At 47.0% G+C, this 24924-nt stretch carries 21 protein-coding genes and 1 riboswitch; of the genes, 3 read left to right on the top strand and 18 right to left on the bottom strand.

Translation table 11 applies throughout. From position 1 onward, the window contains the following. Window positions 1-121 precede the first annotated feature (121 nt). The 3 genes from alr to ACYVD3_RS04140 all read right to left on the bottom strand — a co-directional run bounded on the left by alr (window position 122) and on the right by ACYVD3_RS04140 (window position 3835). Entirely contained in the window at window positions 122-1309 is a 1188-nt protein-coding gene (gene alr, locus ACYVD3_RS04150) for an alanine racemase (protein WP_460641243.1), read from the bottom strand. A 129-nt stretch (window positions 1310-1438) separates the two neighbouring features. Then, window positions 1439-2962 (bottom strand): NAD(P)H-hydrate dehydratase, encoded by a 1524-nt coding sequence (locus tag ACYVD3_RS04145; RefSeq protein WP_460641242.1) that lies wholly within the window; start codon window positions 2960-2962, stop codon window positions 1439-1441. 198 nt (window positions 2963-3160) lie between these two features. Continuing rightward, window positions 3161-3835 (bottom strand): redox-sensing transcriptional repressor Rex, encoded by a 675-nt coding sequence (locus ACYVD3_RS04140; RefSeq protein ID WP_460641241.1) that lies wholly within the window; start codon window positions 3833-3835, stop codon window positions 3161-3163. Between the two features lie 308 nt (window positions 3836-4143). Here ACYVD3_RS04140 and ACYVD3_RS04135 point away from each other — a divergent pair, with 308 nt between their 5' ends. After that, complete coding sequence (locus tag ACYVD3_RS04135; protein WP_460641240.1) at window positions 4144-6057, top strand: ABC-F family ATP-binding cassette domain-containing protein; 1914 nt, start codon at window positions 4144-4146, stop codon at window positions 6055-6057. A 54-nt stretch (window positions 6058-6111) separates the two neighbouring features. Here the strand turns inward: ACYVD3_RS04135 and ACYVD3_RS04130 are convergent, their stop codons facing one another. Further along, window positions 6112-7176 carry a cell wall-binding protein gene (locus ACYVD3_RS04130; protein ID WP_460641239.1) on the bottom strand — a complete coding sequence of 355 codons (1065 nt, stop codon included), beginning with the start codon at window positions 7174-7176 and terminating at the stop codon, window positions 6112-6114. A 182-nt stretch (window positions 7177-7358) separates the two neighbouring features. Between ACYVD3_RS04130 and ACYVD3_RS04125 the strand changes: the two genes are divergently transcribed. Next, window positions 7359-7592, top strand: a complete 234-nt coding sequence (locus tag ACYVD3_RS04125) for a hypothetical protein (protein ID WP_460641238.1) — start codon at window positions 7359-7361, stop codon at window positions 7590-7592. 71 nt (window positions 7593-7663) lie between these two features. Here the strand turns inward: ACYVD3_RS04125 and ACYVD3_RS04120 are convergent, their stop codons facing one another. From ACYVD3_RS04120 to ACYVD3_RS04060, 13 genes are all read right to left on the bottom strand, one after another. Then, window positions 7664-8938: an adenylosuccinate synthase gene (locus tag ACYVD3_RS04120; RefSeq protein WP_460641237.1), complete on the bottom strand. Its 1275-nt coding sequence runs from the start codon at window positions 8936-8938 to the stop codon at window positions 7664-7666. Window positions 8939-9041: 103 nt separating this feature from the next. Then, on the bottom strand, window positions 9042-9935 hold the full coding sequence (locus ACYVD3_RS04115) for a LysR family transcriptional regulator (RefSeq protein WP_460641236.1): 894 nt from the start codon (window positions 9933-9935) through the stop codon (window positions 9042-9044). Window positions 9936-10011: 76 nt separating this feature from the next. Continuing rightward, complete coding sequence (gene purB, locus ACYVD3_RS04110; protein ID WP_460641235.1) at window positions 10012-11442, bottom strand: adenylosuccinate lyase; 1431 nt, start codon at window positions 11440-11442, stop codon at window positions 10012-10014. A 138-nt stretch (window positions 11443-11580) separates the two neighbouring features. Next, window positions 11581-13023, bottom strand: a complete 1443-nt coding sequence (gene purF, locus ACYVD3_RS04105; protein ID WP_460641234.1) for an amidophosphoribosyltransferase — start codon at window positions 13021-13023, stop codon at window positions 11581-11583. A gap of 125 nt (window positions 13024-13148) precedes the next feature. Continuing rightward, the gene (gene purC / locus ACYVD3_RS04100) at window positions 13149-13856 is read right to left on the bottom strand and encodes a phosphoribosylaminoimidazolesuccinocarboxamide synthase (protein ID WP_460641233.1); all 708 of its coding nucleotides are present in this window, start codon (window positions 13854-13856) and stop codon (window positions 13149-13151) included. A gap of 146 nt (window positions 13857-14002) precedes the next feature. Next, window positions 14003-14374, bottom strand: coding sequence for a hypothetical protein (locus ACYVD3_RS04095; RefSeq protein ID WP_460641232.1), 372 nt, complete (start codon window positions 14372-14374; stop codon window positions 14003-14005). Window positions 14375-14579: 205 nt separating this feature from the next. Further along, window positions 14580-14876: a hypothetical protein gene (locus ACYVD3_RS04090; RefSeq protein ID WP_460641231.1), complete on the bottom strand. Its 297-nt coding sequence runs from the start codon at window positions 14874-14876 to the stop codon at window positions 14580-14582. A 76-nt stretch (window positions 14877-14952) separates the two neighbouring features. Next, the gene (gene dapB, locus ACYVD3_RS04085) at window positions 14953-15711 is read right to left on the bottom strand and encodes a 4-hydroxy-tetrahydrodipicolinate reductase (RefSeq protein WP_460641230.1); all 759 of its coding nucleotides are present in this window, start codon (window positions 15709-15711) and stop codon (window positions 14953-14955) included. Between the two features lie 186 nt (window positions 15712-15897). Next, a complete protein-coding gene (gene dapA, locus ACYVD3_RS04080) occupies window positions 15898-16782 on the bottom strand; it encodes a 4-hydroxy-tetrahydrodipicolinate synthase (protein WP_460641229.1) in 885 nt (294 codons plus the stop codon). 173 nt (window positions 16783-16955) lie between these two features. Beyond that, window positions 16956-17130: riboswitch (Lysine riboswitch) on the bottom strand. A 23-nt stretch (window positions 17131-17153) separates the two neighbouring features. Then, window positions 17154-17657, bottom strand: a complete 504-nt coding sequence (locus ACYVD3_RS04075) for a cob(I)yrinic acid a,c-diamide adenosyltransferase (RefSeq protein WP_460641228.1) — start codon at window positions 17655-17657, stop codon at window positions 17154-17156. Between the two features lie 178 nt (window positions 17658-17835). Continuing rightward, on the bottom strand, window positions 17836-18462 hold the full coding sequence (locus ACYVD3_RS04070) for a single-stranded DNA-binding protein (protein WP_460641227.1): 627 nt from the start codon (window positions 18460-18462) through the stop codon (window positions 17836-17838). Window positions 18463-18674: 212 nt separating this feature from the next. Next, complete coding sequence (gene typA, locus ACYVD3_RS04065) at window positions 18675-20507, bottom strand: translational GTPase TypA (RefSeq protein WP_460641226.1); 1833 nt, start codon at window positions 20505-20507, stop codon at window positions 18675-18677. Between the two features lie 238 nt (window positions 20508-20745). Continuing rightward, complete coding sequence (locus ACYVD3_RS04060) at window positions 20746-21402, bottom strand: YigZ family protein (RefSeq protein ID WP_460641225.1); 657 nt, start codon at window positions 21400-21402, stop codon at window positions 20746-20748. Between the two features lie 162 nt (window positions 21403-21564). Here ACYVD3_RS04060 and ACYVD3_RS04055 point away from each other — a divergent pair, with 162 nt between their 5' ends. Then, window positions 21565-24216, top strand: a complete 2652-nt coding sequence (locus ACYVD3_RS04055; protein ID WP_460641224.1) for a transglycosylase domain-containing protein — start codon at window positions 21565-21567, stop codon at window positions 24214-24216. Between the two features lie 89 nt (window positions 24217-24305). Here ACYVD3_RS04055 and spoVAE read toward each other — a convergent pair whose 3' ends face one another. Further along, a complete protein-coding gene (gene spoVAE / locus ACYVD3_RS04050; protein ID WP_460641223.1) occupies window positions 24306-24662 on the bottom strand; it encodes a stage V sporulation protein AE in 357 nt (118 codons plus the stop codon). Window positions 24663-24924 lie beyond the last annotated feature (262 nt).

Below are 24924 nucleotides of genomic sequence, written 5' to 3'. Positions count from 1 at the left end.
AATTCCTGTCTTCACTAAGCAAATTATGCCTAAGTCTAGTATTGACCTTCTTTGACTCGTGTATTCACTTAAGTTTTTCCGCCGCATACCTTATCATATGTTTTGGACATAGAGTATGTTATCAGACCCGGTAAAACCCTTCATAACAATCATTGAAATAATCTTTCGTACCAATGACCCGGCCGTTTTCCAGGTAGATCCGGGGTACCCGTTTGCCAATGTCACAGACGATTTCATAGTGAAAGCCGCCGCCGGCCATGGCCAGCTCTTCCACCGTAATCTCTTCCTTCCCCTGCCTGCCGATCAAAACCACCTCATCCTCTTCCTCTGCCCCGTGGATTCCGGTCACATCTACCATGAACTGGTCCATGCACACACGGCCTAATATCCTGGCACGCTGCCCTCTGATAAGCACCTCCCCTTTTCCGGAAAGGTTCCTTGGATAGCCATCACCATATCCTACGGGGATGGTAGCCACCGTCATTTCCCGGTCAGCAGTAAAGGTTCCTCCATAGCTTACAGAGGTTCCCGGCTCAATTTTTTTTACATAGGAAATAAAGCTTTTTAATTCCATGGCAGGCTGAAGCTTTACCGTATCCCTGTCAACCTCTCCTGAGGGATAAATGCCGTAAATGGATATCCCGGCCCGCACTGCATGAAAGTTGGCCTTCTGCAGATCCAGGATCCCGGCGCTGTTGGAACAGTGAAGAATTGGGATGGTGATCCCGCGGTCTGAAAGCATTGTCACGAATTTTTGGTACCTTTCCAACTGTTGATCCGTGGCCTCTTTGTCCCTTTCATCTGCCTTTGCAAAATGAGTGAACAATCCTTCCACATAAATTCCCGGAAGGCTGCAGATTTTCACGGCCTCATCTGCCGCTTCCTCTGTGACCGGATATCCGATCCGGCTCATACCAGTATCCAGTACCAGGTGGACGACTGCCTTTTTCCCTTCCTTTTCCGCCAGGCTGGAAAGGCGCTCTGCCCGTTTCAACTGAAATACTGCACAACTGATCCCGTATTCCACCAAAAGGCCGTATCCTTCGTAAGGTACCACTCCCAGGACCAGTATGGGCTTTCTGATCCCGTGCTTTCTCAGGATCACTCCTTCTTCCACGGTGGCTACCCCATAGCCCCACACATAGGGATCTATGGCCCAGGCTACGGGAACCGCTCCGTGGCCGTATCCGTCGGATTTCACAACGCCGATCATCCTGGTCCCTTCCTTTAGATTTGCCTTCATGGCCTCCATGTTGTGCCCAATGGCATCTAAATCCACTGTTTCATAAACCCTGCTGTATAATTTCATCTCTTTGTTCCTCTTTTCAACCATGCTTTCTGGACAAAGCCCGCCCCGCTTTAGAGCCTGCCCCGCTTTAGGGCCTGCCCCGCTTTATCGGGCATCGGGCATCGGGCGTAAAGGTATCCTCAAAGGGTGTTACCTCCTTTGTCCCTGCCATATTGAATGTATCTCTTCCGCCAGTTCCCTGGCAAGAAGGCTGTGATCTCCCTGTTTCTCTCTTATTATGTCTCCGGCGCGGCCATGAAGCCACACGCCGAAAGCAGCCGCATCTGACTCTTCCAGACCAAGAGCCAGAAGCCCGGCTATGATGCCGGTCAGCACATCTCCTGCCCCGGCCTTTGCCATGGCGCTGTTTCCGCTTCCATTGATATAGGTCCTCTGGTCCTTTAATGCCCCAATGGTCACCGCATCCTTTAACACACAGGTGATGCCGAACCGGTCCGCATATTCCCTGGCAACGGCCACCAGATGTTTCTTTATGGTTTCTGCAGAGCTTCCCGTAAGCCTGGCCATCTCTCCCAAATGAGGCGTTACAATGATGTTTTCCGTGAAATAACTGGTCAGTTCCGGGTATGAGGCAATGATCCCCAGCCCATCGGCATCCAGAATAATAGGAACATAAGCACTTGCAAGGACTTCCTCCACCAGATTCCTTACATAGCTTTCCTGCCCAAGCCCCGGCCCCAGAACAATGACGGTGGCCCACTCACACTGCTTTACCAGAAGCTTTTTAAATTCCTCTGTTCCCGCTTCTGCCTCCCCGGCTTCATAGGTGGTGATAATGGCTTCCGGAAGCCCTGTCTGAAGGATGGTCCTGTTTTCCTTCACTGTGAAAATTTTCACTAAGCCTGCTCCTGTCCGATAAGCAGCCAGGGCGCTTAAATACGCGGCTCCACTCATGTTTTCAGATCCGGCCACCACAAGAACTTTTCCAAAGCTTCCCTTATTGGAATAGGCCGGACGTTTTGGAAGGTGTTCCTCATCCCCCGGCTCCAGGGTAAAATATTCTGTCCTAATGCGTTCTAAGCCCTCATTTGGAAAACCGATATCAGCCACAACCACCTTTCCGCAGTATTCTTTGCCGGGATACAGCATGGACCCCAGCTTTTCATAGCCAAAGGTAATTGTCACGTCTGCCCTTAAAGCAATGCCCATGATCTGTCCGGTATCGGAATGGATTCCAGAAGGAATATCCACTGCCACCGTAAATTTGGGCCGGCTGAGAAGAACCGCCTCCATGATCTCCCGGTATCTTCCAAGGATCTCCCGGTCCAGCCCCACGCCGAAAAGTCCATCAATGAGAATATCACAGACGCCGGGAATGAAATCAGAAAATTCCACCAGACTGACCCCAGTATGCTCCGCGATGGAAATCTGGGTAACATATTCCCTGCTACCCTTTTCCTTTCCGCCCGCAAGTAAAGCAGACACCGTGTATCCTTTTAAATGCAGCATTCTGGCCGCTGCGACTCCATCCGCCCCATTATTGCCGTTTCCGCATAAGACCCATATCCGGTCCGTCTTTTTTCCATGTTTTACAACTTCTTCTGTAACCGCCAGGGCGGCCCGTTCCATAAGCACCAGAGATGGAATCCCTATATTCTCTATGGTGTAGCGGTCCACCTCCTTCATCTGTCCTCCTGTTACCAGATATCTCATAATTTCTCCCGCCTTTCCTTTTTCCTGCCCACGCTTTCTGGGCATAGAGGGATACCCGAAGGGTGTTTCCTTTTCCCCGCCCATGCATTCTGGGCATAAAGGGATACCCGAAGGGTGTTTCCTTTTTCCTGCTTTAAACCCTGTCATAGAAAAACTACCGGCAGCGAAGAGTCTCCCCTTCATCTGCCGGCAGGCATGCTACCCCTTTTTTTCAGATTGCTTGTTCTTTTCTTCCTCGGTCTTATCCTGCATACTGCAGACCCGGTAAGACAGCCGCATCAGACTTTCCGATAAATGGACATTTTCCACAACCACATCATCGGGCACGCTTAAATCCGTATGGGCAAAATTCCAGATCGCCTTGATCCCTGCCCTTACAAGGCGGTCTGCAATCTCCGGAGCTTTGGTCTTGGGAATGGTCAGAGCTGCAATCTGAACATCATTGTCCTTTACAAACTGCTCCAAATCATCTACGCTGCGAATCTCAATTCCGCGGACCACAAGGCCGATCAGCCGCGGATTGATATCAAACATTCCTTTAATGAGGAATCCCCGTCTTTCAAAATTCGCATAATTGGCAATTGCCTGTCCTAAATTTCCAGCGCCTATGATAACGATATTGTGCTGCCTGTCTATTCCCAGTATCTTCCCGATTTCTGCATATAAGTATTTTACATTATAACCATAACCCTGTTGGCCGAATCCACCGAAATTATTCAAATCCTGGCGGATTTGGGAAGCCGTCACTTTCATTCGGATACTTAACTCATTGGAGGAAATACGTTCCACTCCATCTTCCATTAACTCGCCCAGATACCGGTAATACCTTGGAAGCCTGGTAATCACTGCTTTGGAAATTTCTTTCTCTGACACTTCTTCACCTTCTTTAACTTAGAATCAAACTAAGATTATTATAACTGCATGACAAAATAATGTCAAACAGGTTTTGTGATTGTGTCCTTGAAAAAAAGAGGGACCTATATTATACTAGTCCTGTTGCCTTATATTCATTCAGGAAGAAACACCATTCAGGCATACCTTTATGCCCTGAAATACAGGCAGGAAAGAGGAAACACCCTTCGGGCATACCTTTATGCCCTGAAATACGGGCAGGAAAGAGGAAACACCCTTCGGGTATACCTTTATGCCCTGAAATACAGGCAGGAAAGAGGAAACGAGATATGATTTTGTCATGCAGTAATATAAGCAAAGCATTTGGAAGCAACCAGGTGATCAAGCACGCTTCCTTTCATATAGAAGACCATGAAAAAGCCGCCATTGTGGGAATCAACGGTGCCGGAAAATCCACTCTTTTAAAGATCATCATGGGAGAGCTTCCGGCAGACGAAGGAGACGTGGTGGTTTCCAAAGGAAAATCCATCGGTTACCTGGCACAGCACCAGGATTTATCCGGAAACCGGACCGTTTACGAGGAAGTTCTGGAAATCAAGCGGCCAGTCATAGAAATGGAAGCAAGGATCCGCCGGCTTGAAGTGGATATGAAACACGCCTCCGGAGAAGATCTGGATGCCATGCTCACCACCTACAGCCGTTTAAACCACGAATTTGAGCTGTTAAACGGCTATGCCTATCAAAGCGAAGTAACAGGAGTGTTAAAAGGTCTGGGATTTACGGAAGAGGAATTTCATAAACCTGTCACGTCATTATCCGGAGGCCAGAAGACCCGGGTGTCCTTAGGCCGGCTTCTCCTTACCAAGCCGGATATCATCCTTCTTGACGAGCCTACCAACCACCTGGACATGGAATCCATTGCCTGGCTGGAAGGATATCTGATCAACTATGACGGAAGTGTCATTATCGTGGCTCATGACCGCTATTTCCTGGACCGGGTGGTCACAAAGATCATTGAACTGGATAACGGCCTTATGGCCACATATCAGGGAAATTACACTGATTACAGTGGCAAGCGGGCCATGATCCGGGACGCCCAGATGAAAGCATATTTAAACCAGCAGCAGGAAATCAGGCACCAGGAAGAGGTCATTGCCAAATTAAAGTCTTTTAACCGGGAGAAATCCATCCGGCGGGCGGAAAGCCGGGAAAAGATGCTGGAAAAAGTCGAGATTCTGGATAAGCCATCGGAAATAAACGACGAAATGCGGATCCGCCTGGAGCCCAATATCATCAGCGGAAACGATGTCCTCACCGTCCGGGAGCTGAAAAAAGCATTCCCCCAGAACCTGCTTTTTGAAAACATTAATTTTGAAATCAAGCGTGGGGAACGGGTGGCAGTCATCGGCGGCAACGGAACAGGAAAAACCACCATGCTTAAAATATTAAACGGTATTTTACAACCGGATGAAGGAGAAATTTCTCTTGGCTCCAAGGTACATATCGGCTATTATGACCAGGAGCATCAGGTGCTTCATATGGAAAAAACACTGTTTGATGAGCTGCAGGATACTTATCCTTCCATGAACAACACCCAGATCCGGAACATCCTGGCTGCCTTTCTCTTTACCGGAGACGATGTGTTCAAACGGGTAAAAGACTTAAGCGGCGGGGAACGGGGCCGGGTATCCCTGGCAAAGCTGATGCTTTCCGAAGCCAACTTCCTCATACTGGACGAGCCTACCAACCATTTGGATATTACATCAAAAGAAATACTGGAGGATGCTCTTGTCAATTATACGGGAACCATCCTTTACGTGTCCCATGACCGTTACTTCATCAACAAAACCGCTACCAGGATCCTGGATCTGACCAATCAGACCCTGGTCAATTATATCGGAAACTACGACTATTATCTGGAAAAGAAAGAGATCATGACGAATTTATATGCGGCCCCCCCTTCTGTAAAGTCTGTTTTCCAGGAAGACACCTCTGAGACCAAGCTGGACTGGAAGGCCCAGAAGGAAGAACAGGCCCGTCTTCGCAAACGCCAGAATGATTTAAAGAAAACAGAGGATGAGATCCACCAGTTAGAAACCAGGGACGGGGAAATTGATGAAGCCCTGGGAAAAGAAGAGATTTTTACCGATGTTTCAAAGCTGTTGGAGCTAAATAACGAGAAAGAAACCATCAGGCTGCGGCTGGAAGAACTATATGAGTTGTGGGAAGAGCTGGCGGAATAATGGATCAAAAAATGGAAAGCAGTTAATCGCCGCTTTCCATTTTCTTAATCCGTCTTACCGGCCATATAATATCCTTTTTAAAATCTCCGCCACCTGAGGGGATTCCTCTTCCATCTCTTCTCTGACAGTGGAACTCCCTACATAAGCCGCCACCAGCTTTCCAAAATAAAACTTCATGTCATCGGAAAAATAATCGGGGATGTCCACGAATTCCTCCACTGAAACTCTGCTCATATGCAGGTCCGTGGCATCCTGGCTGGAACTGCCGTAGCAGCCGGAGGCATAACCGATATATTCCCCAAAAGCTGCTGTCAAATCTTCCGGCTGGCATATTTTGATTTTTTTATAATTGGTATCCAGTTTATGGCATACGTAATAAACGCCGCTTCCAGTCATCGGAGCAGAAAAATACTGTTTTCCCGGATAATAGATAATCTCCCATCCCTGATCCGTAAACTTCTTAACCCAATCCCTTGGGAGGTTCTTGGACGCCTCCGTAAAGGCCTCTTTCGCCTCAGAAGACACGGAAGAAGAAGTTTTCTTTCCATCAAGGGTGATATCGAATTCTTTGTTTCTCTGGCCGGTTTCGTCCATATAGAAAAGGCCGACGTACTGATTGGCTGCCAACTGTCCGTTTTCAAAGAAATAATACCGTTTCCCTGATATGTTCTTATAACCGGAGGCCGCCATCTCTCCTTTTAAGGAAAACCAGTACCAGCTTCCGTTTGTCTCCTGATACCAGCCCTTCTGAGCCGTGCCGTCTTCGTTATAATAATGCCACTTCTCTTCCTCATCGTTGTAACACCAGCCAAGCATTTGCTCCCCTGTCTCAGAAAAGCAGTAGTTTATTCCGCCGATCCTTGTCCAGTCAGAAGCCATATATCCTTCATAATTAAAATAATACCAATATCCGTTGATTTCTCCCCAGCCGTTTTTCTTAAATTCCCCGGCTCCATTAACATATCTCCAACCGTCAGGCTCCTCCTGCCACTGCCAGTCCGGCACTGCCGCCTGTTGGCTTTCGCTCTCTTCCGGCATCTTTACTTCCCCAGCCATGGAAGTCATCATGGTTCCAATGCTGAGTATGATTCCTGCCGCCGCTATCCATCGTTTCCTCAAGAGTATTGCACTCCTTCCAGGCCTTCCGTTTTTTATAATTAAAATATTACTATATTTCCATGGAAAAGTACAGGTTTCAAATTTAAAGTTTTTATGAACAATGAAAAGGCCTTCTTTCTATTTTTCCTTTTATAGGCTATAATAGTAGGTAATAAACATGTTCAGAAAGCGAGGTAATTTCTGTGAAATGGAAACGTCTCCTGGCAATGGCAGGATTGTTCATCATCCTCTCCATGTACGTCATAGCCCTTATAGCCGCCTTTTCCCATAGTCCGGAATCAAAAAACTGGCTCATGGCAGCTATTATTTCTTCCGCCGTTATCCCCATCCTTCTTTATGCCGCTCAATTGGCCGCCCGGATGGTCAGACGGGACAACGCTGATCCGGACCCTTCCGGAAAAAGCGGAAAACAATAAAAAACGGAGAACAGAAAAAAGCAGGTGCTCTTTTCCTTGTTCTCCATTTTTTATTCTTCCCCGTCAGATTATCAGCGGTAAATGATTTCGTCTCTTCCAGGTCCGTTGGAAACCATGGTAATTGGCGTTTCCAGTTCTTTTTCAATAAATTCAATATAATTCCTGCAGTTTTCCGGAAGGTCCTCGTAGTTCTTAATTCCCTTGATCTCACATTTCCAGCCAGGAAGTGTAGTGTATACCGGCTTTGCCCTGTTAAGATCTACAGTGGTTGGGAAATCCTTTGTGACCTTTCCGTCAATCTCATAGCCCACGCAGATTTGAAGCTCATCAAGATATCCCAGCACGTCAAGAACGGTGAGGGCAACCTCTGTAGAACCCTGGATCCGGCAGCCGTACCTGGATGCAACCGCATCAAACCAGCCCATACGTCTGGGCCTTCCGGTGGTTGCCCCGTATTCGCCTCCATCGCCTCCGCGGCGTCTCAGCTCATCAGCTTCATCTCCGAATATCTCGCTGACAAAGGCTCCTGCTCCTACTGCACTGGAATAAGCCTTTACCACGGTAGTGATGTTCTTAATCTCATAGGGCGGAATGCCTGCGCCGATGGCGCCGTATGCCGCAAGGGTGGAGGAAGAAGTAACCATGGGATAAATGCCATGGTCAGGATCCTTTAAAGATCCAAGCTGGCCTTCCAAAAGAATGTTCTTGCCTGCTTTGATGGCCTCATGAAGGTATTTAGATACATCGCATACATAAGGCTTCACCATATCCCGGTATTCCAGCAGGGTCTGAAATAACTCCTCTGAATTAATGGCCGGCTTGTGATAAAGGTGCTCCATTAAAACATTCTTTGTTTCACAAACCCGTTCCACCTTTTCTTTTAAAGCTTCTTCATCAAAAAGCTCGCTGACCTGGAATCCGATCTTCGCATATTTATCTGAATAAAATGGTGCAATCCCTGATTTTGTGGAACCAAAGGACTTCTTGCCAAGACGCTCCTCCTCATACTGGTCAAACAGAATGTGGTACGGCATCAGAATCTGGGCGCGGTCAGAAACCAGAATATCCGGCTTGGGAACGCCCTTGCTTACCAGCTCCTGGATTTCCTTTACCAGGAACGGGATATTTAATGCCACACCATTGCCGATGACGCTGGTAGTATGATGATAGAATACACCTGACGGCAGAAGGTGAAGGGCGAATTTGCCATAATTGTTGATGATCGTGTGCCCGGCGTTGCTGCCTCCCTGGTAACGGATGATGATATCCGATTCCTTTGCCAGCATATCCGTGATCTTACCTTTTCCTTCGTCGCCCCAGTTGGCGCCTACGATTGCTCTTACCATTTGATTGTTCCTCCTTCGAGTGAAAAAAAATGCCTTTTACTTACCTATGATAGCGCAGGAGACCACATAAGTAAAGTCAATATTATTTATGTTCGATATAAGCTCAAATTATATCACCTGTCATTAACTGCAAAAGGCGCTTCCCGGCAGGAGATACGGGCGTCTTGTTGTCCGTGACAATGGTAAAATGGCGTTTCGGCATTTCATCACGGAACTTTAACTCCACAAGATTCCCCTTTTCCAGCTCCATCTGTGCAAATCCTGACATTACACAGCCTATTCCCAGATTCCGCATGGCAAACTGAACGATCATGTCACTGGTGGAAAGCTCAAACTCCGGTTCTACCCCTATGTCCCGGCCTGCCAGATATTCATCCATAAACGTCCTGGTGCTGGTATTTCTTTCAAGGAAGATACAGGGCAGTTCTTTTAAAATCTCATAATCCAGTTCCTGATCCTTTAAATAGCGGAATTTATCTCCTGCCACAAACACGTTTTTTATTTCCTTTACATCCCTGCGCATGACCTGGCTCTTTGCTTCAAAGGGAGTGCTGACCACCCCGAAATCAATCTTACCGTCGTATAAATAGCGAAGAGTCTCAGGCGTGGGCCCGTTGGAAACACTTACCTTGATACTGGGATACAGCTCATGGAATTTCTCCAGATAAGGCAGCAGATAAAACTGAAGAGTCATATCACTGGCCCCGATCCGCACCTCGCCCGTCTCCAGATCCTTCAGTCTTTTTAACATACTTTCTCCATGCCAGATGCTTTCTAAACCGGATTTTACATATCCGTAAAAAAATTCCCCCTCCCGGGTCAAACGGACGCCTTTGGAAGTCCGCAAAAAAAGCTGGCTGTCCAGAGACCGTTCCAACTGCCTTACCGCCTGGCTCACGGCCGGCTGGGAGATACACAGCTTCTCCGCCGCCAGGGTAATGCTTTTAAACTGGGCCACATAATAAAACACCTTATAGTATTCCAAATTGCTGCTCATGAATCCCTCCTGCTATGAAAAATCAAGAAAAACACAGGCAGACTTCACAAAATTTCTGACGTCTGCCTGTAAGCCCCTATACCTGAATTTCTGCTTTCATTCCAAGAATCTTCCTGTTTTCATCAAGAAGGGGCTTTACCACCTCTTCCAGATAAGCGGTCACCTGGGCCGGAGCGCAGCCAACATATCGTTTGGGATCCATGCTCTTTTTTAAATCTTCCAGAGAAAGATTAAAGGATGGGTCTGCTGCAATCAGCTCCAGCAAATTGTTATCAAGGCCGTTGACCTTCACATTCCTGCCTGCTTCCATGGAAAGCTCCCTGATCCGTTCATGAAGCTCCTGCCTGTCTCCTCCGGCCTTAACCGCATCCATCATGATGTTTTCCGTGGCCATGAAGGGAAGCTCGGCCATCATATGTTTCTCAATGACCTTTGGATAAACCACAAGCCCATCAACCACATTTAAATAAAGGTCCAAAATTCCGTCCACCGCCAAAAAGCCTTCCGGAATGCTCAGCCTTTTATTGGCGGAATCGTCAAGTGTTCTCTCAAACCACTGGGTGGAAGAAACCAGCATGGGGTTCATCACATCTGCCATAACATAATTAGACAGGGAGGCCATCCGCTCACTTCTCATGGGATTGCGCTTGTAGGCCATGGCGGAAGAACCGATCTGGCTCTTTTCAAAAGGCTCTTCCACTTCTTTTAAATGCTGCAGGAGGCGGATATCATTGGAGAATTTATGGGCGCTTTGGGCAATGCCTGCCAGCACATTGACCACACGGCTGTCCACCTTTCTGGAATAGGTCTGGCCGGAAACCGGATAGCAGCCGGAAAATTCCAGCTTCTCTGCGATCATGGCATCCGCCTTTCTCACCTTGTCCATATCACCGTCAAACAGTTCCAGGAAGCTGGCCTGGGTCCCTGTGGTGCCCTTGGAACCAAGAAGGCGGAGGGAGCCGAGAATATAATCCAAATCTTCCAAATCCATGGTTAAATCGTGAAGCCAGAGAGTGGCTCTTTTCCCAACCGTGGTTGGCTGGGCCGGCTGGAAGTGGGTGAACGCCAGGGTAGGCAGTTCCTTATAGGCCTCAGCGAACCGGGCCAGTTCATCAATGACATTCAGAAGCTTTCTGCGGACCAGTTTCAGGGCTGATCTCATAACAATAAGATCCGTATTATCCCCCACATAACAGGAGGTTGCTCCCAAATGAATGATACCCTTGGCCTTTGGACACTGGACGCCATATGCATATACATGGGACATGACATCATGGCGTACTTCTTTTTCCCTCTGTATCGCCACATCGTAATTGATCTCATCCTGATGGGCCTTTAATTCCTCTATCTGCTCTGAACTAATGGGAAGTCCCAGTTCCTTTTCCACTTCCGCCAGGGCAACCCACAGCTTTCTCCATGTCTTAAATTTTCTGTCCGGGGAAAAGATGTACTGCATCTCCTTGCTGGCATAGCGCTCAGACAGGGGGCTTTGGTATCTATCTGTCATGGTTGTTAAATTCCTCCTTGGGTTTCGTTATAGATTTATGATAACATATTTTTTATTTCATGGGAAGAGAAACCGGGGACCTCCTGGCTGAATAAGCCCAGCCGGACCGGAGGTCCCCGGTTCTAATCATTCATATTCCTACTCACTGTATTCTCCCCTGATATCCTCTTTTGGCGGCTCTATGGGATAATTTCCGCTAAAGCAGGCGGTGCAGATAGGAAGCCCTTCCGCCATTTCTTTCAGCCGGTCAAGCTTTAAATAAGACAGGGAATCCGCTCCCAGAACCTTCCGGATCTCCTCAACGGACCTGTTATGTGCGATCAACTGATCCTCGTTGGGTATGTCGGTTCCAAAATAGCAGGGGTGAAGAAAGGGAGGAGAACTGATCCTGACATGGACTTCCTTTGCCCCGGCCTCCCGAAGCATATTGACAATAAGGGCGCTGGTGGTTCCCCTGACAATGGAATCGTCGATCATAATAACACGCCTCCCCACTACAGCTTCCTTTAATACATTCAGCTTAATCCTTACCGATGATTCCCGGTTGCTTTGCTTTGGCTTTATAAATGTCCTGCCCACATAGGAATTCTTTATAAAAGCGGTTCCATAAGGAATCCCGGACTGAAGGGAATATCCCAGGGCAGCCGCATTCCCCGATTCCGGAACCCCCACGACTAAGTCCGCTTCCACAGGGGAATCAATGGCAAGGGCACGGCCTGCACACAGTCTGGAATGATAGACGCTTACACCGTCAAAGACGCTGTCCGGCCTTGCAAAATAAATATATTCAAAAATACATCTGGCTTCCTTTGACTTATCTCCAGGGCAGAGTCTGGTATCGGAAACAATCCCCTTCTTTGTAATGGTCACAATTTCCCCCGGACGGACATCCCTGACAAACTCTGCACCAATGGTATCAAGGGCGCAGCTTTCCGATACCAGGATATAGGCATTATCACGTTTTCCAATGCACAGCGGCTTAAATCCATAAGGATCCCTGGCTCCGATCATTTTACGGGGGCTCATAATGACAAGGGAATAGGCCCCCTGGAGCTTTTTCATGGCATTTGCCACTGCGGCTTCCACTGTGGCAGCTTTCACTCTCTCCCTGGCAATGTGATAAGCGATCACCTCTGAATCAATGGTCGTCTGGAAAATGGCTCCGTTATATTCAAGCTCACGTCTCAGCTCCGGCGCATTGACCAGATTGCCGTTATGAGCCATGGCCAGAGTCCCTTTTAAGTAATTGAGTACAAGAGGCTGGGCATTTTCCCGGGTGCTGCTGCCTGCAGTAGAATAACGAACATGGCCCACGCCGATATTGCCTGGGAGGTTTTCCAGTATTTCAGGTGTAAATACCTCGTTACATAACCCCATCCCCTTATGGGCGCTTACCTTTCCCATAGGGCCTTCTGTATCACTGACTGCGATTCCACAGCTTTCCTGGCCTCTGTGCTGTAACGCAAACAATCCATAATAAATGGTGGAAGCAACGTCGCCGCCGTCAAAATCATACATTCCGAATACGCCGCACTCCTCATGCAACTCTTCCTCAAAATTGAAATCCCATTCGTTATTCATCTAATGTCTTTCCTCTTTCCTGCTCATGCTTTTTGGGCAAAGCCCGCCCCGCTTTAGGGTCTGCCCAGCTTTATGGGGCATCGGGCGCAAAGGTATACCCGTAGGATGTTTCCTCTTTGTGCTGTTTACCTGATGCCAAGGCGGCGGAATACTTCCTCGTATGCGTCCTCCACACCTCCTAAATCCCTGCGGAAGCGGTCCTTATCCAGCTTTTCGTAGGTATCCTTGTCCCACAACCTGCATGTGTCAGGGGAGATCTCGTCAGCCAGGATGACCTGATCATGGTAACGGCCGAATTCAATCTTAAAATCGATCAAATCAATGTTTAAACCGTCAAAATAATCTTTAAGCACTTCATTTACCTTAAAGGCATATTCCGTGATCTTGTCCATCTCTTCCTGAGTCGCCAGCTCCAGGGCCAAGGCATAATAGCTGTTGATGAACGGATCGCCCAGATCGTCATTTTTATAACTGAATTCAAGAGTGGGACAGGGGAATTTTACGCCCTCTTCCATACCCATTTTCTTGGCAAAGCTTCCTGCGGAATAGTTTCTGATGATCACCTCAAGAGGAATGATCTCCACTTTCCTCACCACCGTCTCACGGTCGTTTAACTCTTCCACCAGATGGGTGGGAACACCTTTGGCTTCCAGCTTCTGAAAGATAAAGTTGGTCATCCGGTTATTGACCGCACCCTTACCCACAATGGTTCCTTTTTTAAGGCCATTAAATGCTGTGGCATCGTCTTTGTATGAAACAATCAATACATCCGGGTCTTCGGTCGTATAAACCTTTTTTGCTTTTCCCTCATACAGCAATTCTTTTTTCTCCACGGTATCCACCTGTCCTTTTCTGAATTAATTTATAAGTTTTTCAAATAAAACTATGGTGTTTCAGTAGAAATTATAATACAGTAAAAATAGGAATGCAACTGGTTTTATTATTATAAATACTTATGACCATCATGGGATTTTGTTTCTCAATCAGGTCCCAGAAGGATCACCCGCTCCATCTTCTTCCAGAGTTTAACCGTGCCGGCCTTCCAGTCCACAGAAAGTCCCTCTTCCCTGGTCTCCCCGGTTTTTCTGCCCCAGAAAGCTTCAGAAATCACTTCCTTTTCCTCTTGCTCCTCCTGACCGGCAAACAGAAAGCCATGAACATTGTCTCCAATGGTTCCTCCATATGACAGGGAAAACACCGCCCCTTCCAAAATGATGAGAAGAAGCAGCCTCTTTCTTAATCCCATGCTTTGGCCTTCCCCATAAGGCTTGAACCACTTCAGGCTTCTCCAGGGCTTTTTCCTTTTTTTATTATACCGCTGATATTTGAAATAATCAAACTTTCCTTTCATAGCTGTTTTGCCTCCCTGCCAAGCAGGCCCTGTTATTCTTTATATTGTTCTGGATATCCGGCCGGAATATGGGCTCTCTGAATAAAATTTAAGAAGAAATATTTTGAAATACAACAAGATATGCCTTAATTCCATTATATCGTAAATTAAAAAAAGCTTCAAGCATAGTTTCCATGCCTGAAGCTTTTTTTCAATTCTCTTCCTATTATGGAGCCTTTGTGGCTTCCGTGGTTGGCTGGCCATTGCTTTCCCCTGTAATTTTGTCAACCCCTTTTTCTACATCATTAACAACACCGTTAATCACACCAGTACTCTCATTGGCACCTGTTGTAGCCGTTGCAGAGGTGGTTTCTTTCGTCGTTGTTGCCGCTGTCGTCTGGGTCGTTGCAGCCGTGGTACCTGCTGATGTTCCATCGTTATTCTTGGTGGTGCCGCAAGCAGTCAGACACATTACTGTCATAATGACAATAAGGGCAATTGCATAAGGTTTTATTCTTTTCATAATACATTCTCCTTTCATTTTCTACGATTAGTATGTGTAGAGGAAGAATGAATTATGGTGGAAGATATTGGAAAATTTATGAATCTATTACATCTTTCATGGAATATAATCCCGGAGCTTTTCCTGCCAGAAACTTTGCTGCGGAAACAGCGCCTTTTGCAAAAATCGCCTTGGAATAGGCGGTGTGATGGAAGGTGACGATCTCATCCTTTCCTGCAAAAATCACATCATGTTCTCCGACGATGGTTCCTCCCCGGACGGACTGGATCCCAATCTCTTTTTTGTCTCTGGCTTTTCTGACCTGACTTCTGTCGTAAACATAATGAAACTCCTGATCCATAGCCTCATTAATGGAATCTGCCAGGGCAAGAGCTGTTCCGCTGGGGGCATCCAGTTTTTTATTGTGATGCTTTTCCAGTATTTCAATGTCAAATCCTGCTGCCGCAAGGACCTGGGCCGCATCCTTTACCAGCTTCATAAGCAGATTGACTCCAAGAGACATATTGGCGGACTTAAGGACAGCAACATGATTTGCAGCCTCTTCCAGACTTTTCATCTGCTCCTCCGAAAGGCCGGTGGTACATACTACCACAGGTATTTTTTTTCTTACGCTGTATTCAAGAAGGCCATCCAATGCTTTGGAGGAGGTAAAATCCACGATCACATCCGCCTCTTCATCACATGCCTCCAGGGACGGAAATACCGGATACGTATTCTGCCCGGTGTCACTGGGATCGATTCCCGCAACAATGGTTATATTTTTTTCCTCTGCCGCAATTCCAGTCACCACCTGACCCATGGCTCCGTTACAGCCGTGCATTATCATCCTAATCATGTTTTCCTCTTTCCCGCCCATGCTTTTTGGGCATAAAGGTATACCCGCAGGGTGTTTCCTCTTTCTTGCCCACGCTTTTTGGGCATAAAGGTATACCCGCAGGGTGTTTCCTCTTTCCCGCCCATGCTTTTTGGGCATAAAGGTATATCCGCAGGGTGTTTCCTCTATGTGTGTATCATTTACTGATTACAGAATTCCATACTCAATCATGGCTTGTTTTAAACGATCCTGATTCTTAGGTTCCATTTCAGTAAGGGGCAGACGCATGGGGCCAGCAGCCTTTCCCATAAGATTTAAGGCAGCCTTAACCGGAATGGGATTGACCTCGCAGAATAAGGCATTAATAAGAGGAATGGCAGCTAGCTGCAGTGCAGCACTCCGTTTAACATCTCCCTTAAAATAAGCCTCACAGATTTCGTGAGTCTGAGCCGGCGCAATATTGGAAAGAACGGAAATAACACCTTTTCCTCCCAGGGACAGCAGGGGGACAATCTGGTCATCATTGCCGGAATAAAGATCTACACGGCCATCCGAAAGATTCATCAGATCCGCTATGGCCGAAAAATTCCCGCTTGCCTCTTTTACCCCCACAATGTTGGGGACATTTAAGCATAAATCCGCGATGGTCTCGGCTGCAATGTTGATCCCTGTCCTTGCCGGAATATTATACAGGAGAATGGGAATCTTCACCTCATCAGCAACTGCTCTAAAGTGAGCCTTCAGTCCCTTCTGAGTTGCCTTGTTATAGTAGGGAGACACGAGGAGAAGCCCGTCCGCACCGTACTTTTCCGCATCTTTAGACAGATAAACCGCTGTATCCGTGGAATTGGAGCCGGTTCCTGCTATGACCGGAATCCTCTTTTTCGTCACATCACATACGTATTTGATCGCCTCTAAGTGCTCCTCATGGGTCATGGTGGAAGCTTCGCCTGTTGTACCGCAGACAATGATGGCATCTGTTCCCAAAGCGATCTGCTCTTCTACCAGTTCCTCCAATTTCCCGTAGTTTATTTCCCCATTTTCCTTAAATGGTGTGACAAGAGCTACACCTGCACCTTCAAAAATTGCCATAATATTATCCTCCTGATTCTTTTTCGTCATACATAGTAAACTTTCATCCGGCCCGAAGTCTTCTCTGTTTTCGCTGAGCGCTTTTTGATTCATAGAAGGGAATTTTCTATGAAAAAAAACAGAGCTGACAACAGGGTCAGCTCTTAAAGTTCAGAATCTGGTAATCTCATCTTTCTTTAAGTAGCCCCCCATCCAATTGGATGACAGTCATATGGCTCTTAACCATATGCCCAGAACAGGTATGCTCAGGCCATACCGTTCTTCGGCGTTTCTTCCTTCCCCCTGCCCTCATCTGTACCTGATACATCGGACAGAGTACTTATAAGCAACGCAACCTCTACTCTATTATGTATGTCTCCATACTATCATTATTATTTTGTGTTGTCAACTTTAACATGGTTGATTTCCAGAATACTATCTACATAAGGTTCTATTTCCTTTTGAAATATCTTACCGGTTAATATGACCTCCATCTCATCAACTTTAGACTGAAGCAGCTTTGCCAGCTCCTCTGCCTCGATGATCTTCTGGTCCAGAAGTCCAAGGATCTCATCCAGGATCAGCATGTCGCATTCTCCGGTTGAAACGACCTTCTTTGCAAAATTCAGGCCGTTGCGGATGTTTCTCTGCTCCTCTTCCTGCTGTTCTTTAGAAAGGCTTTCAAAAAAGCAATCGGACTTTTCAAACCGGAATATTTTCATCTCAGGCTCCAGGCGTTTCATAACATCAAATGAAGTCCGCCCAGAGCAGCCCTTTAAAAACTGTATCATGATAACAGTTCTATTTTGGGCCAGAGCTCCGATTCCCATACCCATCGCGGCCGCAGTTTTTCCTTTTCCTTCCCCACATATAACCTGTATTGCACCTCTACTCATCCTTCAGCACCTCATAACAGCTAAAAAGCAATTATTTACATATTATGTTAGAACCTGCTTATCGTATCATAATTTTAATTTTTTTGCAAGTTTTCTTACCTTTTCCTTAATATTGTCCATGCTTTCCGGGTGTAATGGGTTGCCTGCAAGGCATTCCCTGATTTATAAATAACAGATGCTATTCCGCACATTCCAGCTTGCTGACTGATACCTCGTAAGCCACTCTCTTTTCACACTCTGTTTCACTTAATTTTTTTGTGTATTCTCTGCTTTGAACCCTGCCCCATACCTTTACTCTTGTTCCTACCGAAAATCCGGAAGCATATCTGGCATTTCTCCCCCAAGCGATGCAGGGTATGTAATCTGATTTTCCATATGGGCGGTTGACCGCAAGGAGCAGGTCCGCAATTTCCCTGCCCAAAGGCGTTTTCCTGTAAATGGGAGCTTTGCAGATATATCCATCCAGAAAAATTTGATTGGTCTTTGTATAATCCGTAAATTCTTCTATAAAGTGGATCTCTCTCACAAAAACAGAAAGCACCAGTCTGTTTTTCGTGCCTTCATGACGGTTATAGGAACGGAACTGGCCAACGGATTCTACTGTTAAGCCGCTGTAATCCCCTTCCACGTCAATCAAACGTTCTGAAATCATGAGTGGTATAACATCTGCCTGTTCACTAAGACGGTTTACCGCAACATCCACCATATAGAATCCTTCTCCAAATACTTCATGGCTGAAGGTGAAGCCAGAGATAATTTCTCCGATAACGCTCACTTTGTTGTTTTCAATCATTTTTTCTGACATTGTATTTCCCCTCTTCTTTCACTTATTTGCTAATACGCTTCACAGCTAATATTAAATTTATGTGATAGAAGCCATTAAAATGATAGAAAACAATCCAAAAATATCGACACAACAAGGCAGAATGCCCGAGAAAAATAAGGAGAACGCCGCCACATTGCCGAATTTTCGGTTAATGAGGGCGGCATTCTCCTTAATAATACAATTTACGCCATTTATTTTTTGTTACTAGAAGACCTTTTTCTCAAAGTAGGATCCAAAATCTTCTTTCTGATCCGAAGGTTTGAAGGAGTGATCTCCAGCAGTTCGTCGACATCAATAAAGTCCAGGCACTGTTCTAAGCTCATCTCCCTTGGTGTTGTCAGCTTAAGAGATTCATCCGCACTGGAAGAGCGGGTGTTGGTCAGCTTTTTCGTCTTGCATACATTGATTTCGATATCTTCTGCCTTTGGATTCTGTCCTATAACCATGCCGGAATATACCTTTACTCCAGGCCCGATAAACAGGCTTCCCCTTTCCTGGGCACCAAACAGGCCGTAGGTAATGGATTCTCCCGACTCATAAGCGATCAGGGATCCTGTCTTACGGTAGGATAAGTCTCCCTTAAAGGACGCATAGCCGTCAAATGACGTATTCATGATTCCGTTTCCTTTTGTATCTGTCATGAATTCTCCACGATAACCGATCAGACCTCTGGAAGGAATTGCAAACTCCAGTCTTGTATAGCCTCCATTGGCAGGACTCATGCCCTGAAGCTCTCCCTTACGGCTGGTAAGCTTCTGGATAACAGCTCCTGTAAATTCCTCCGGCACGTCCACATAAGCGATCTCCATAGGCTCCAGCTTATGGTTCCTCTCATCAAAACGGTACAAAACCTCCGCCTTGCTGACCGAGAATTCAAAGCCTTCTCTTCTCATATTTTCAATCAAAACAGACAGATGAAGCTCCCCGCGGCCGGAAACCTTAAAGCAGTCCGGAGAATCGGTCTCCTCCACCCGAAGGCTGACATCCGTATTCAGTTCCCTGAACAAACGCTCTCTGATGTGGCGGGAGGTAATAAATTTTCCTTCCTGTCCGGCAAGAGGGCTGTCATTTACCATGAAATTCATGGCAATGGTTGGCTCTGAGATCTTCTGGAAGGGAATCGCTTCCGGTTTATCCGAAGAGCAGAGGGTATCACCGATATGGATATCCGCAATGCCGGATATGGCCACAATGGCGCCGATGGTGGCTTCCTGAACCTCTACCTTGTTAAGGCCTTCGTATTCATAAAGCTTCCCTACCTTTACCTTACGGAATTTATCCGGGTCATGGTGGTTTACGATCACGCACTCCTGGTTCACCTTGATGCGTCCGTTATCCACCTTGCCTACGCCGATTCGTCCAACGTATTCATTGTAGTCAATGGTGCTGATGAGAAGCTGGGTAGATGCATCCGGATCTCCTTCCGGAGCCGGTATATGATCAATTACAGTCTTAAACAAGGTGCTCATATCAACTTCCTGATCCTCCAGCCCCATTTTGGAAAATCCTGCTTTTGCAGAGGCATAGACAAACGGACAGTCCAACTGTTCGTCATTGGCATCAAGGTCCATGAGAAGCTCCAATACTTCTTCCTCCACCTCCTGGGGCCTTGCCTCCGGGCGGTCGATCTTATTAATGCAGGTCACCACAGACAGTCCCAGCTCCAATGCTTTCCGGAGCACGAACTTCGTCTGGGGCATAACGCCCTCATAAGCATCTACCACCAGGATTACGCCGTTTACCATTTTTAAAACCCGCTCCACCTCGCCTCCAAAGTCCGCATGGCCAGGGGTATCAATGATGTTGATCTTGGTCCCGTTGTAATGAACAGCCGTATTCTTGGATAAAATGGTGATTCCACGCTCTCTCTCAATATCATTGGAATCCATTACCCGCTCCATGACTTCCTGATTCTCACGGAAAATACCGCTTTGCCTAAGCAGGGCATCCACCAGGGTTGTTTTGCCATGATCGACGTGGGCAATAATCGCCACATTTCTTATGTCTTCTCTTTTCATCTTCATAAAATGTACTCTTCTTTCTATTCTTTAAACAAAGAATGTACCCCGGCCTTTGAAAGGGTATGCGGCCAAAGTACATTTTTATAATACAGGCAATCATGTTCCCATATCATAAAAAACTAAGGACCAGATCCGCCCTTAGTTTCATCTACATTATCACGATTATTCAGTATATCATCCTATACTTCATATTGCAAGATTTTTTCCTGTTTTTTCGACAATTTTTTAAAACTTTTGGTTCTCATCCCGGAAACAGCACCACATCCTTATTAAAAATTCCATAATAAACCTCCCCTGACACAAGGAGGCCGGCTCTTCCGTTGGTCACCTCGGTAATATCCGTCCGGAGCTTATCCAAGGCCTCATCAGGAACCAGGGCGGTAAGCTCCACACGGTCCGTATATTCAATGCCAAGAGTCGTGATCTCCCGCTGTCCCAGAAGATACTGGATCTTTCCAATGCCATTGTAATCCGTAGCTACAGAAAGCTTCACCGCCGGTTCCACAGTCAGAGCCGTGCAGGCCTTAAGCCCTTCCTGCACCGCCTTGGAGTAGGCTCTCACCAGGCCTCCTGTGCCAAGAAGAGTCCCTCCAAAGTACCGGGTCACCACCCCGCAGAGATTTACAAGCTTCTCGCCTTCCAGAACGTCCATCATGGGTTTTCCTGCTGTCTGGCTTGGTTCCCCGTCATCGCTCAAGCGCTTTTCCTCCCCGCCTCTTCCTATAATCCAGGCGTAGCAGTTATGCCTTGCATCCCAATACCTTTTTCTTGTTTCCTCAATAAAAGCCTGAGCCTCTTCTTCTGTTTCCACTGGCTTTAAGTTAGCAATGAACCGGGACTTTTTCTCGACAATTTCTCCTGTGCCGCCCTGATACAAAATCCTGTAAGCCTTTCTCATAAATTTCCTCATTTCTTCTTTTTGACCGATTCCTTTCATTATATCCAAAAGTCCGGGTACAGGCAAGCTTTCATGTATATTTTGTCTGATTATCTCCAAAAATGGTAAGTGTTGAATTGTACGACAATTTTTGGTATAATGAATCGGTAAAGGAGGTTTCCTATGAATTACGGCAAACAATCGACAGAGAAGAAAATCAGATCTGCCAATTCAAAAGCAAGGAAATACACTACCAAGGTCTTTCTTGCCTTTTTAAAGAGTTTATTTGTGCTGTGCTTATTTGGCGGCATTGTTGCTGCCAGCATCTGCTTTGGCATGGCAAAAGGTATCATAGACAATGCTCCTGACGTGGATATCGCAACCATTGTTCCAAATGAATATGCAACAACCGTCTATGACAGCGCCGGCAACGTTACTGAAACCCTGGTGACCGCAGGTTCCAACCGGGAGGAAGCCAGCTATGAGGAGATTCCCAGGAACCTTATCAACGCCTTCGTTTCCTATGAAGACTCCCGGTTCTGGGATCACAACGGAATTGATTTGCGTTCCATTATGCGCGCCGTCAAAGGTGTGCTGACAGGCGATTCCACCGCAGGCGGAGGCAGCACCATTACCCAGCAGTTGATTAAAAACAGCGTCTTCGGCGGCGGTATGGAAAAAAGCTTCGGGGAGCGGCTGGAGCGAAAGCTGCAGGAATGGTTTTTAGCTGTCAAGCTGGACGAGGCTATGTCTAAGGAGCAGATCATAACCAATTACCTAAATACCATTAATCTGGGCAATAATTCCCTGGGAGTGAAGGTAGCTGCCAGAAGATATTTCAATAAGAGCGTATCAGATTTAACCTTATCGGAATGCGCAGTCCTTGCAGGGATCACCCAGAACCCATCAAAGTTTAATCCTATTGCAGGACAAAAGGCCAATTCGGACAAGCAAAAGGTAATCCTCCAGTACATGCTTGACCAGGGTTATATCACAAAGGAAGAAGAGGATGTTGCCCTGTCCGACGATGTCTATTCCAGAATCCAGAATGTAGACACCGCCACCAAGGAAACCTCCTCCCCTTACAGCTATTTTACAGATGAACTGGTGGAGCAGGTGAAAAAGGCCATGAAGGACCAGTTGGGATATACAGATACCCAGGCCCACAACTTACTTTACAGCGGCGGCCTGTCCATTTATACCACCCAGGATCCCAGGCTCCAGACCATTGTAGACGAGGAAATCAACAATCCTGAAAACTATTCCGCTGCCAGATATTCCATAGAATACAGACTGTCCGTTACCCACAAGGATGAAACCACTACCCATTACTCCCAGGAAAACATAAAGCGTTACCACAGGGAAAACGGAGATACAGGATATGACGGCTTATATAATTCCGAAGAAGCTGTTCAGGCCGATATTGATGGATACAAGGCTTATCTCTTAAAAGACGGGGATACCATTCTTGGCGAAAACCTCCATATAACGCTGCAGCCTCAGGCTTCCTTTGTTCTCATGGACCAGAAAACAGGAGAAGTAAAAGCCATAAGCGGCGGACGGGGGCAGAAAACTGCCAGCCTGACCTTAAACCGGGCCAGCAACACATACCGGCAGCCAGGCTCCACCTTTAAGATCTTAACAGCCTTTGCACCTGCCATTGACACCTGCGGAGCCACCCTTGGAACAGTTTATTACGATTCCGTTTATACGGTAGGCAAAAAGACATTTTCCAACTGGTACAGCTCCGGCTATCAAGGCTACTCCAGCATACGGGACGGAATCATCTATTCCATGAACATCGTGGCTGTCCGCTGCCTGATGGAAACCGTTACGCCTCAGCTTGGAGTAGAGTATGCCAAGAATTTCGGCATCACCTCCTTAACCGATACGGATTATAACCCTGCCCTGGCCCTTGGAGGGATCACCACCGGTGTCTCCAACTTAGAGCTGACCGGCGCCTTTGCCACCGTAGCCAACGGAGGGGTTTACAAAAAGCCCATATTCTTTACCAGGATTCTGGACCACGACGGCAAGGTGTTAATTGACAATACCCCGGAAACCCACCGGGTATTAAAGGATTCCACCGCATTTCTTTTGACCGATGCCATGGCAGACTCCATGGAAAGCAGCAGGAAATTCTCAAGCTCGGGACCAAGCTCCACCAGTGCCGCGGCACAGATTCCCGGCATGTCGGCAGCAGGAAAAAGTGGTACAACCACCGCAAACAATGATATCTGGTTCGTAGGCTTTACCCCCTATTATACTGCAGGTATCTGGGCCGGCTGCGATGACAACCAGAAGCTGACGAAACAAAACGGAGGCACCTCATTCCACAAGGGCATCTGGCGGAAGATCATGACCAGAGTCCATGAGGGAATGTCTGATCCCGGATTTCCGGTGCCGGACAGCATCGAAACCGCTCAGATCTGCCGGAAATCCGGCAAGCTGGCAGTCTCCGGAATCTGTACCAATGACCCCAGAGGCAATGCGGTATATACGGAATTTTTTGCAAAGGGTACGGTTCCTACGGACGTATGCAACAATCATGTACGCGCTACGGTCTGCTCTGTATCCCACCGCCTGCCAACTCCTTATTGTCCGGAACGGACCACAGCCATATTCATGGCAATCCCTGCGGGAGAGGAAGGGACAACGGATGATTCCAAATATGCTATGCCAGGTTACTGTACCATCCATTCCGCCAACTCCATTATTCTTCCTCCGGGAGGCGATCCTGATTCCTCCGGCGGAATTCCCCAGCAGTACGGACCTGGATATACGCCCCAGAATCCTGGTGGCGCAACGCAGATTCCGCCTTGGGGAGGCTATTAAAGAAATGCTTAAAGGTGCCGCAAAAGCCAGTCTGGCTTTTGCGGCACCTTTCTTAACAACTGCTCTTCTTTCCTTCTGTCATATCTCCATTAACTCTTCATCTTGGGCTTAAATACAATGGACCCCAGATATCCGAAAATTAATGCTCCGGAGATCCCCACGGCGCTGGCAGTGAATCCTCCTTTAAAAATTCCTAAGAATCCATCCTCTCCCATACTCTTATAAACACCCTTCCATAAGGTGTTTCCAAAGCCCAGAAGCGGGACCGTTGCCCCGGCTCCTGCCCAGTCGGCAAAGGGCTGGTAGATCCCAATTGCCCCCAGGATGCTTCCGGTTACCACCAGAAGAACCATAATGCGGCCCGGCATCAGTTTTGTATTGTCCATTAGTATCTGCACCAGAACACAGATGGCTCCTCCTACTAAAAACGCTTTCACGTAATCCATGGCTGTCTCCTTTCCTTTTACTGTCCATGTGTTCGCCATTCCATTTATAACTTGGCGGAAATACGCCATGCCATTCATAATTTGGCGGAAATGCGGCATTCCATTTATAACTTGGCGGAAATACGCCATGACATTCATAATTTGGCGGAAATGCGCTATGCCATTTATAACTTGGCGGAAATGCGGCATTCCATTTATAACTTGGCGGAAATACGCCATGCCATTCATAATTTGGCGGAAATGCGCCGCCAAATTATGAATG

The organism is Lacrimispora brassicae (genome assembly GCF_054772055.1).
The sequence above is the reverse complement of the archived record's forward strand: the minus strand, read 5'-3'. Positions and strand labels throughout refer to the sequence as shown.

Excerpts from the sequence above, each read along its gene's own strand:
- alr (WP_460641243.1), bottom strand. The coding sequence starts at position 1,309 with ATGAAATTATACAGCAGGGTTTATGAAACAGTGGATTTAGATGCCATT.
- ACYVD3_RS04145 (WP_460641242.1), bottom strand. The coding sequence starts at position 2,962 with ATGAGATATCTGGTAACAGGAGGACAGATGAAGGAGGTGGACCGCTAC.
- ACYVD3_RS04135 (WP_460641240.1), top strand. The coding sequence starts at position 4,144 with ATGATTTTGTCATGCAGTAATATAAGCAAAGCATTTGGAAGCAACCAG.
- ACYVD3_RS04120 (WP_460641237.1), bottom strand. The coding sequence starts at position 8,938 with ATGGTAAGAGCAATCGTAGGCGCCAACTGGGGCGACGAAGGAAAAGGT.
- ACYVD3_RS04115 (WP_460641236.1), bottom strand. The coding sequence starts at position 9,935 with ATGAGCAGCAATTTGGAATACTATAAGGTGTTTTATTATGTGGCCCAG.
- purB (WP_460641235.1), bottom strand. The coding sequence starts at position 11,442 with ATGACAGATAGATACCAAAGCCCCCTGTCTGAGCGCTATGCCAGCAAG.
- purF (WP_460641234.1), bottom strand. The coding sequence starts at position 13,023 with ATGAATAACGAATGGGATTTCAATTTTGAGGAAGAGTTGCATGAGGAG.
- ACYVD3_RS04095 (WP_460641232.1), bottom strand. The coding sequence starts at position 14,374 with ATGAAAGGAAAGTTTGATTATTTCAAATATCAGCGGTATAATAAAAAA.
- ACYVD3_RS04090 (WP_460641231.1), bottom strand. The coding sequence starts at position 14,876 with ATGAAAAGAATAAAACCTTATGCAATTGCCCTTATTGTCATTATGACA.
- dapB (WP_460641230.1), bottom strand. The coding sequence starts at position 15,711 with ATGATTAGGATGATAATGCACGGCTGTAACGGAGCCATGGGTCAGGTG.
- dapA (WP_460641229.1), bottom strand. The coding sequence starts at position 16,782 with ATGGCAATTTTTGAAGGTGCAGGTGTAGCTCTTGTCACACCATTTAAG.
- ACYVD3_RS04075 (WP_460641228.1), bottom strand. The coding sequence starts at position 17,657 with ATGAGTAGAGGTGCAATACAGGTTATATGTGGGGAAGGAAAAGGAAAA.
- ACYVD3_RS04070 (WP_460641227.1), bottom strand. The coding sequence starts at position 18,462 with ATGTCAGAAAAAATGATTGAAAACAACAAAGTGAGCGTTATCGGAGAA.
- typA (WP_460641226.1), bottom strand. The coding sequence starts at position 20,507 with ATGAAGATGAAAAGAGAAGACATAAGAAATGTGGCGATTATTGCCCAC.
- ACYVD3_RS04060 (WP_460641225.1), bottom strand. The coding sequence starts at position 21,402 with ATGAGAAAGGCTTACAGGATTTTGTATCAGGGCGGCACAGGAGAAATT.
- ACYVD3_RS04055 (WP_460641224.1), top strand. The coding sequence starts at position 21,565 with ATGAATTACGGCAAACAATCGACAGAGAAGAAAATCAGATCTGCCAAT.
- spoVAE (WP_460641223.1), bottom strand. The coding sequence starts at position 24,662 with ATGGATTACGTGAAAGCGTTTTTAGTAGGAGGAGCCATCTGTGTTCTG.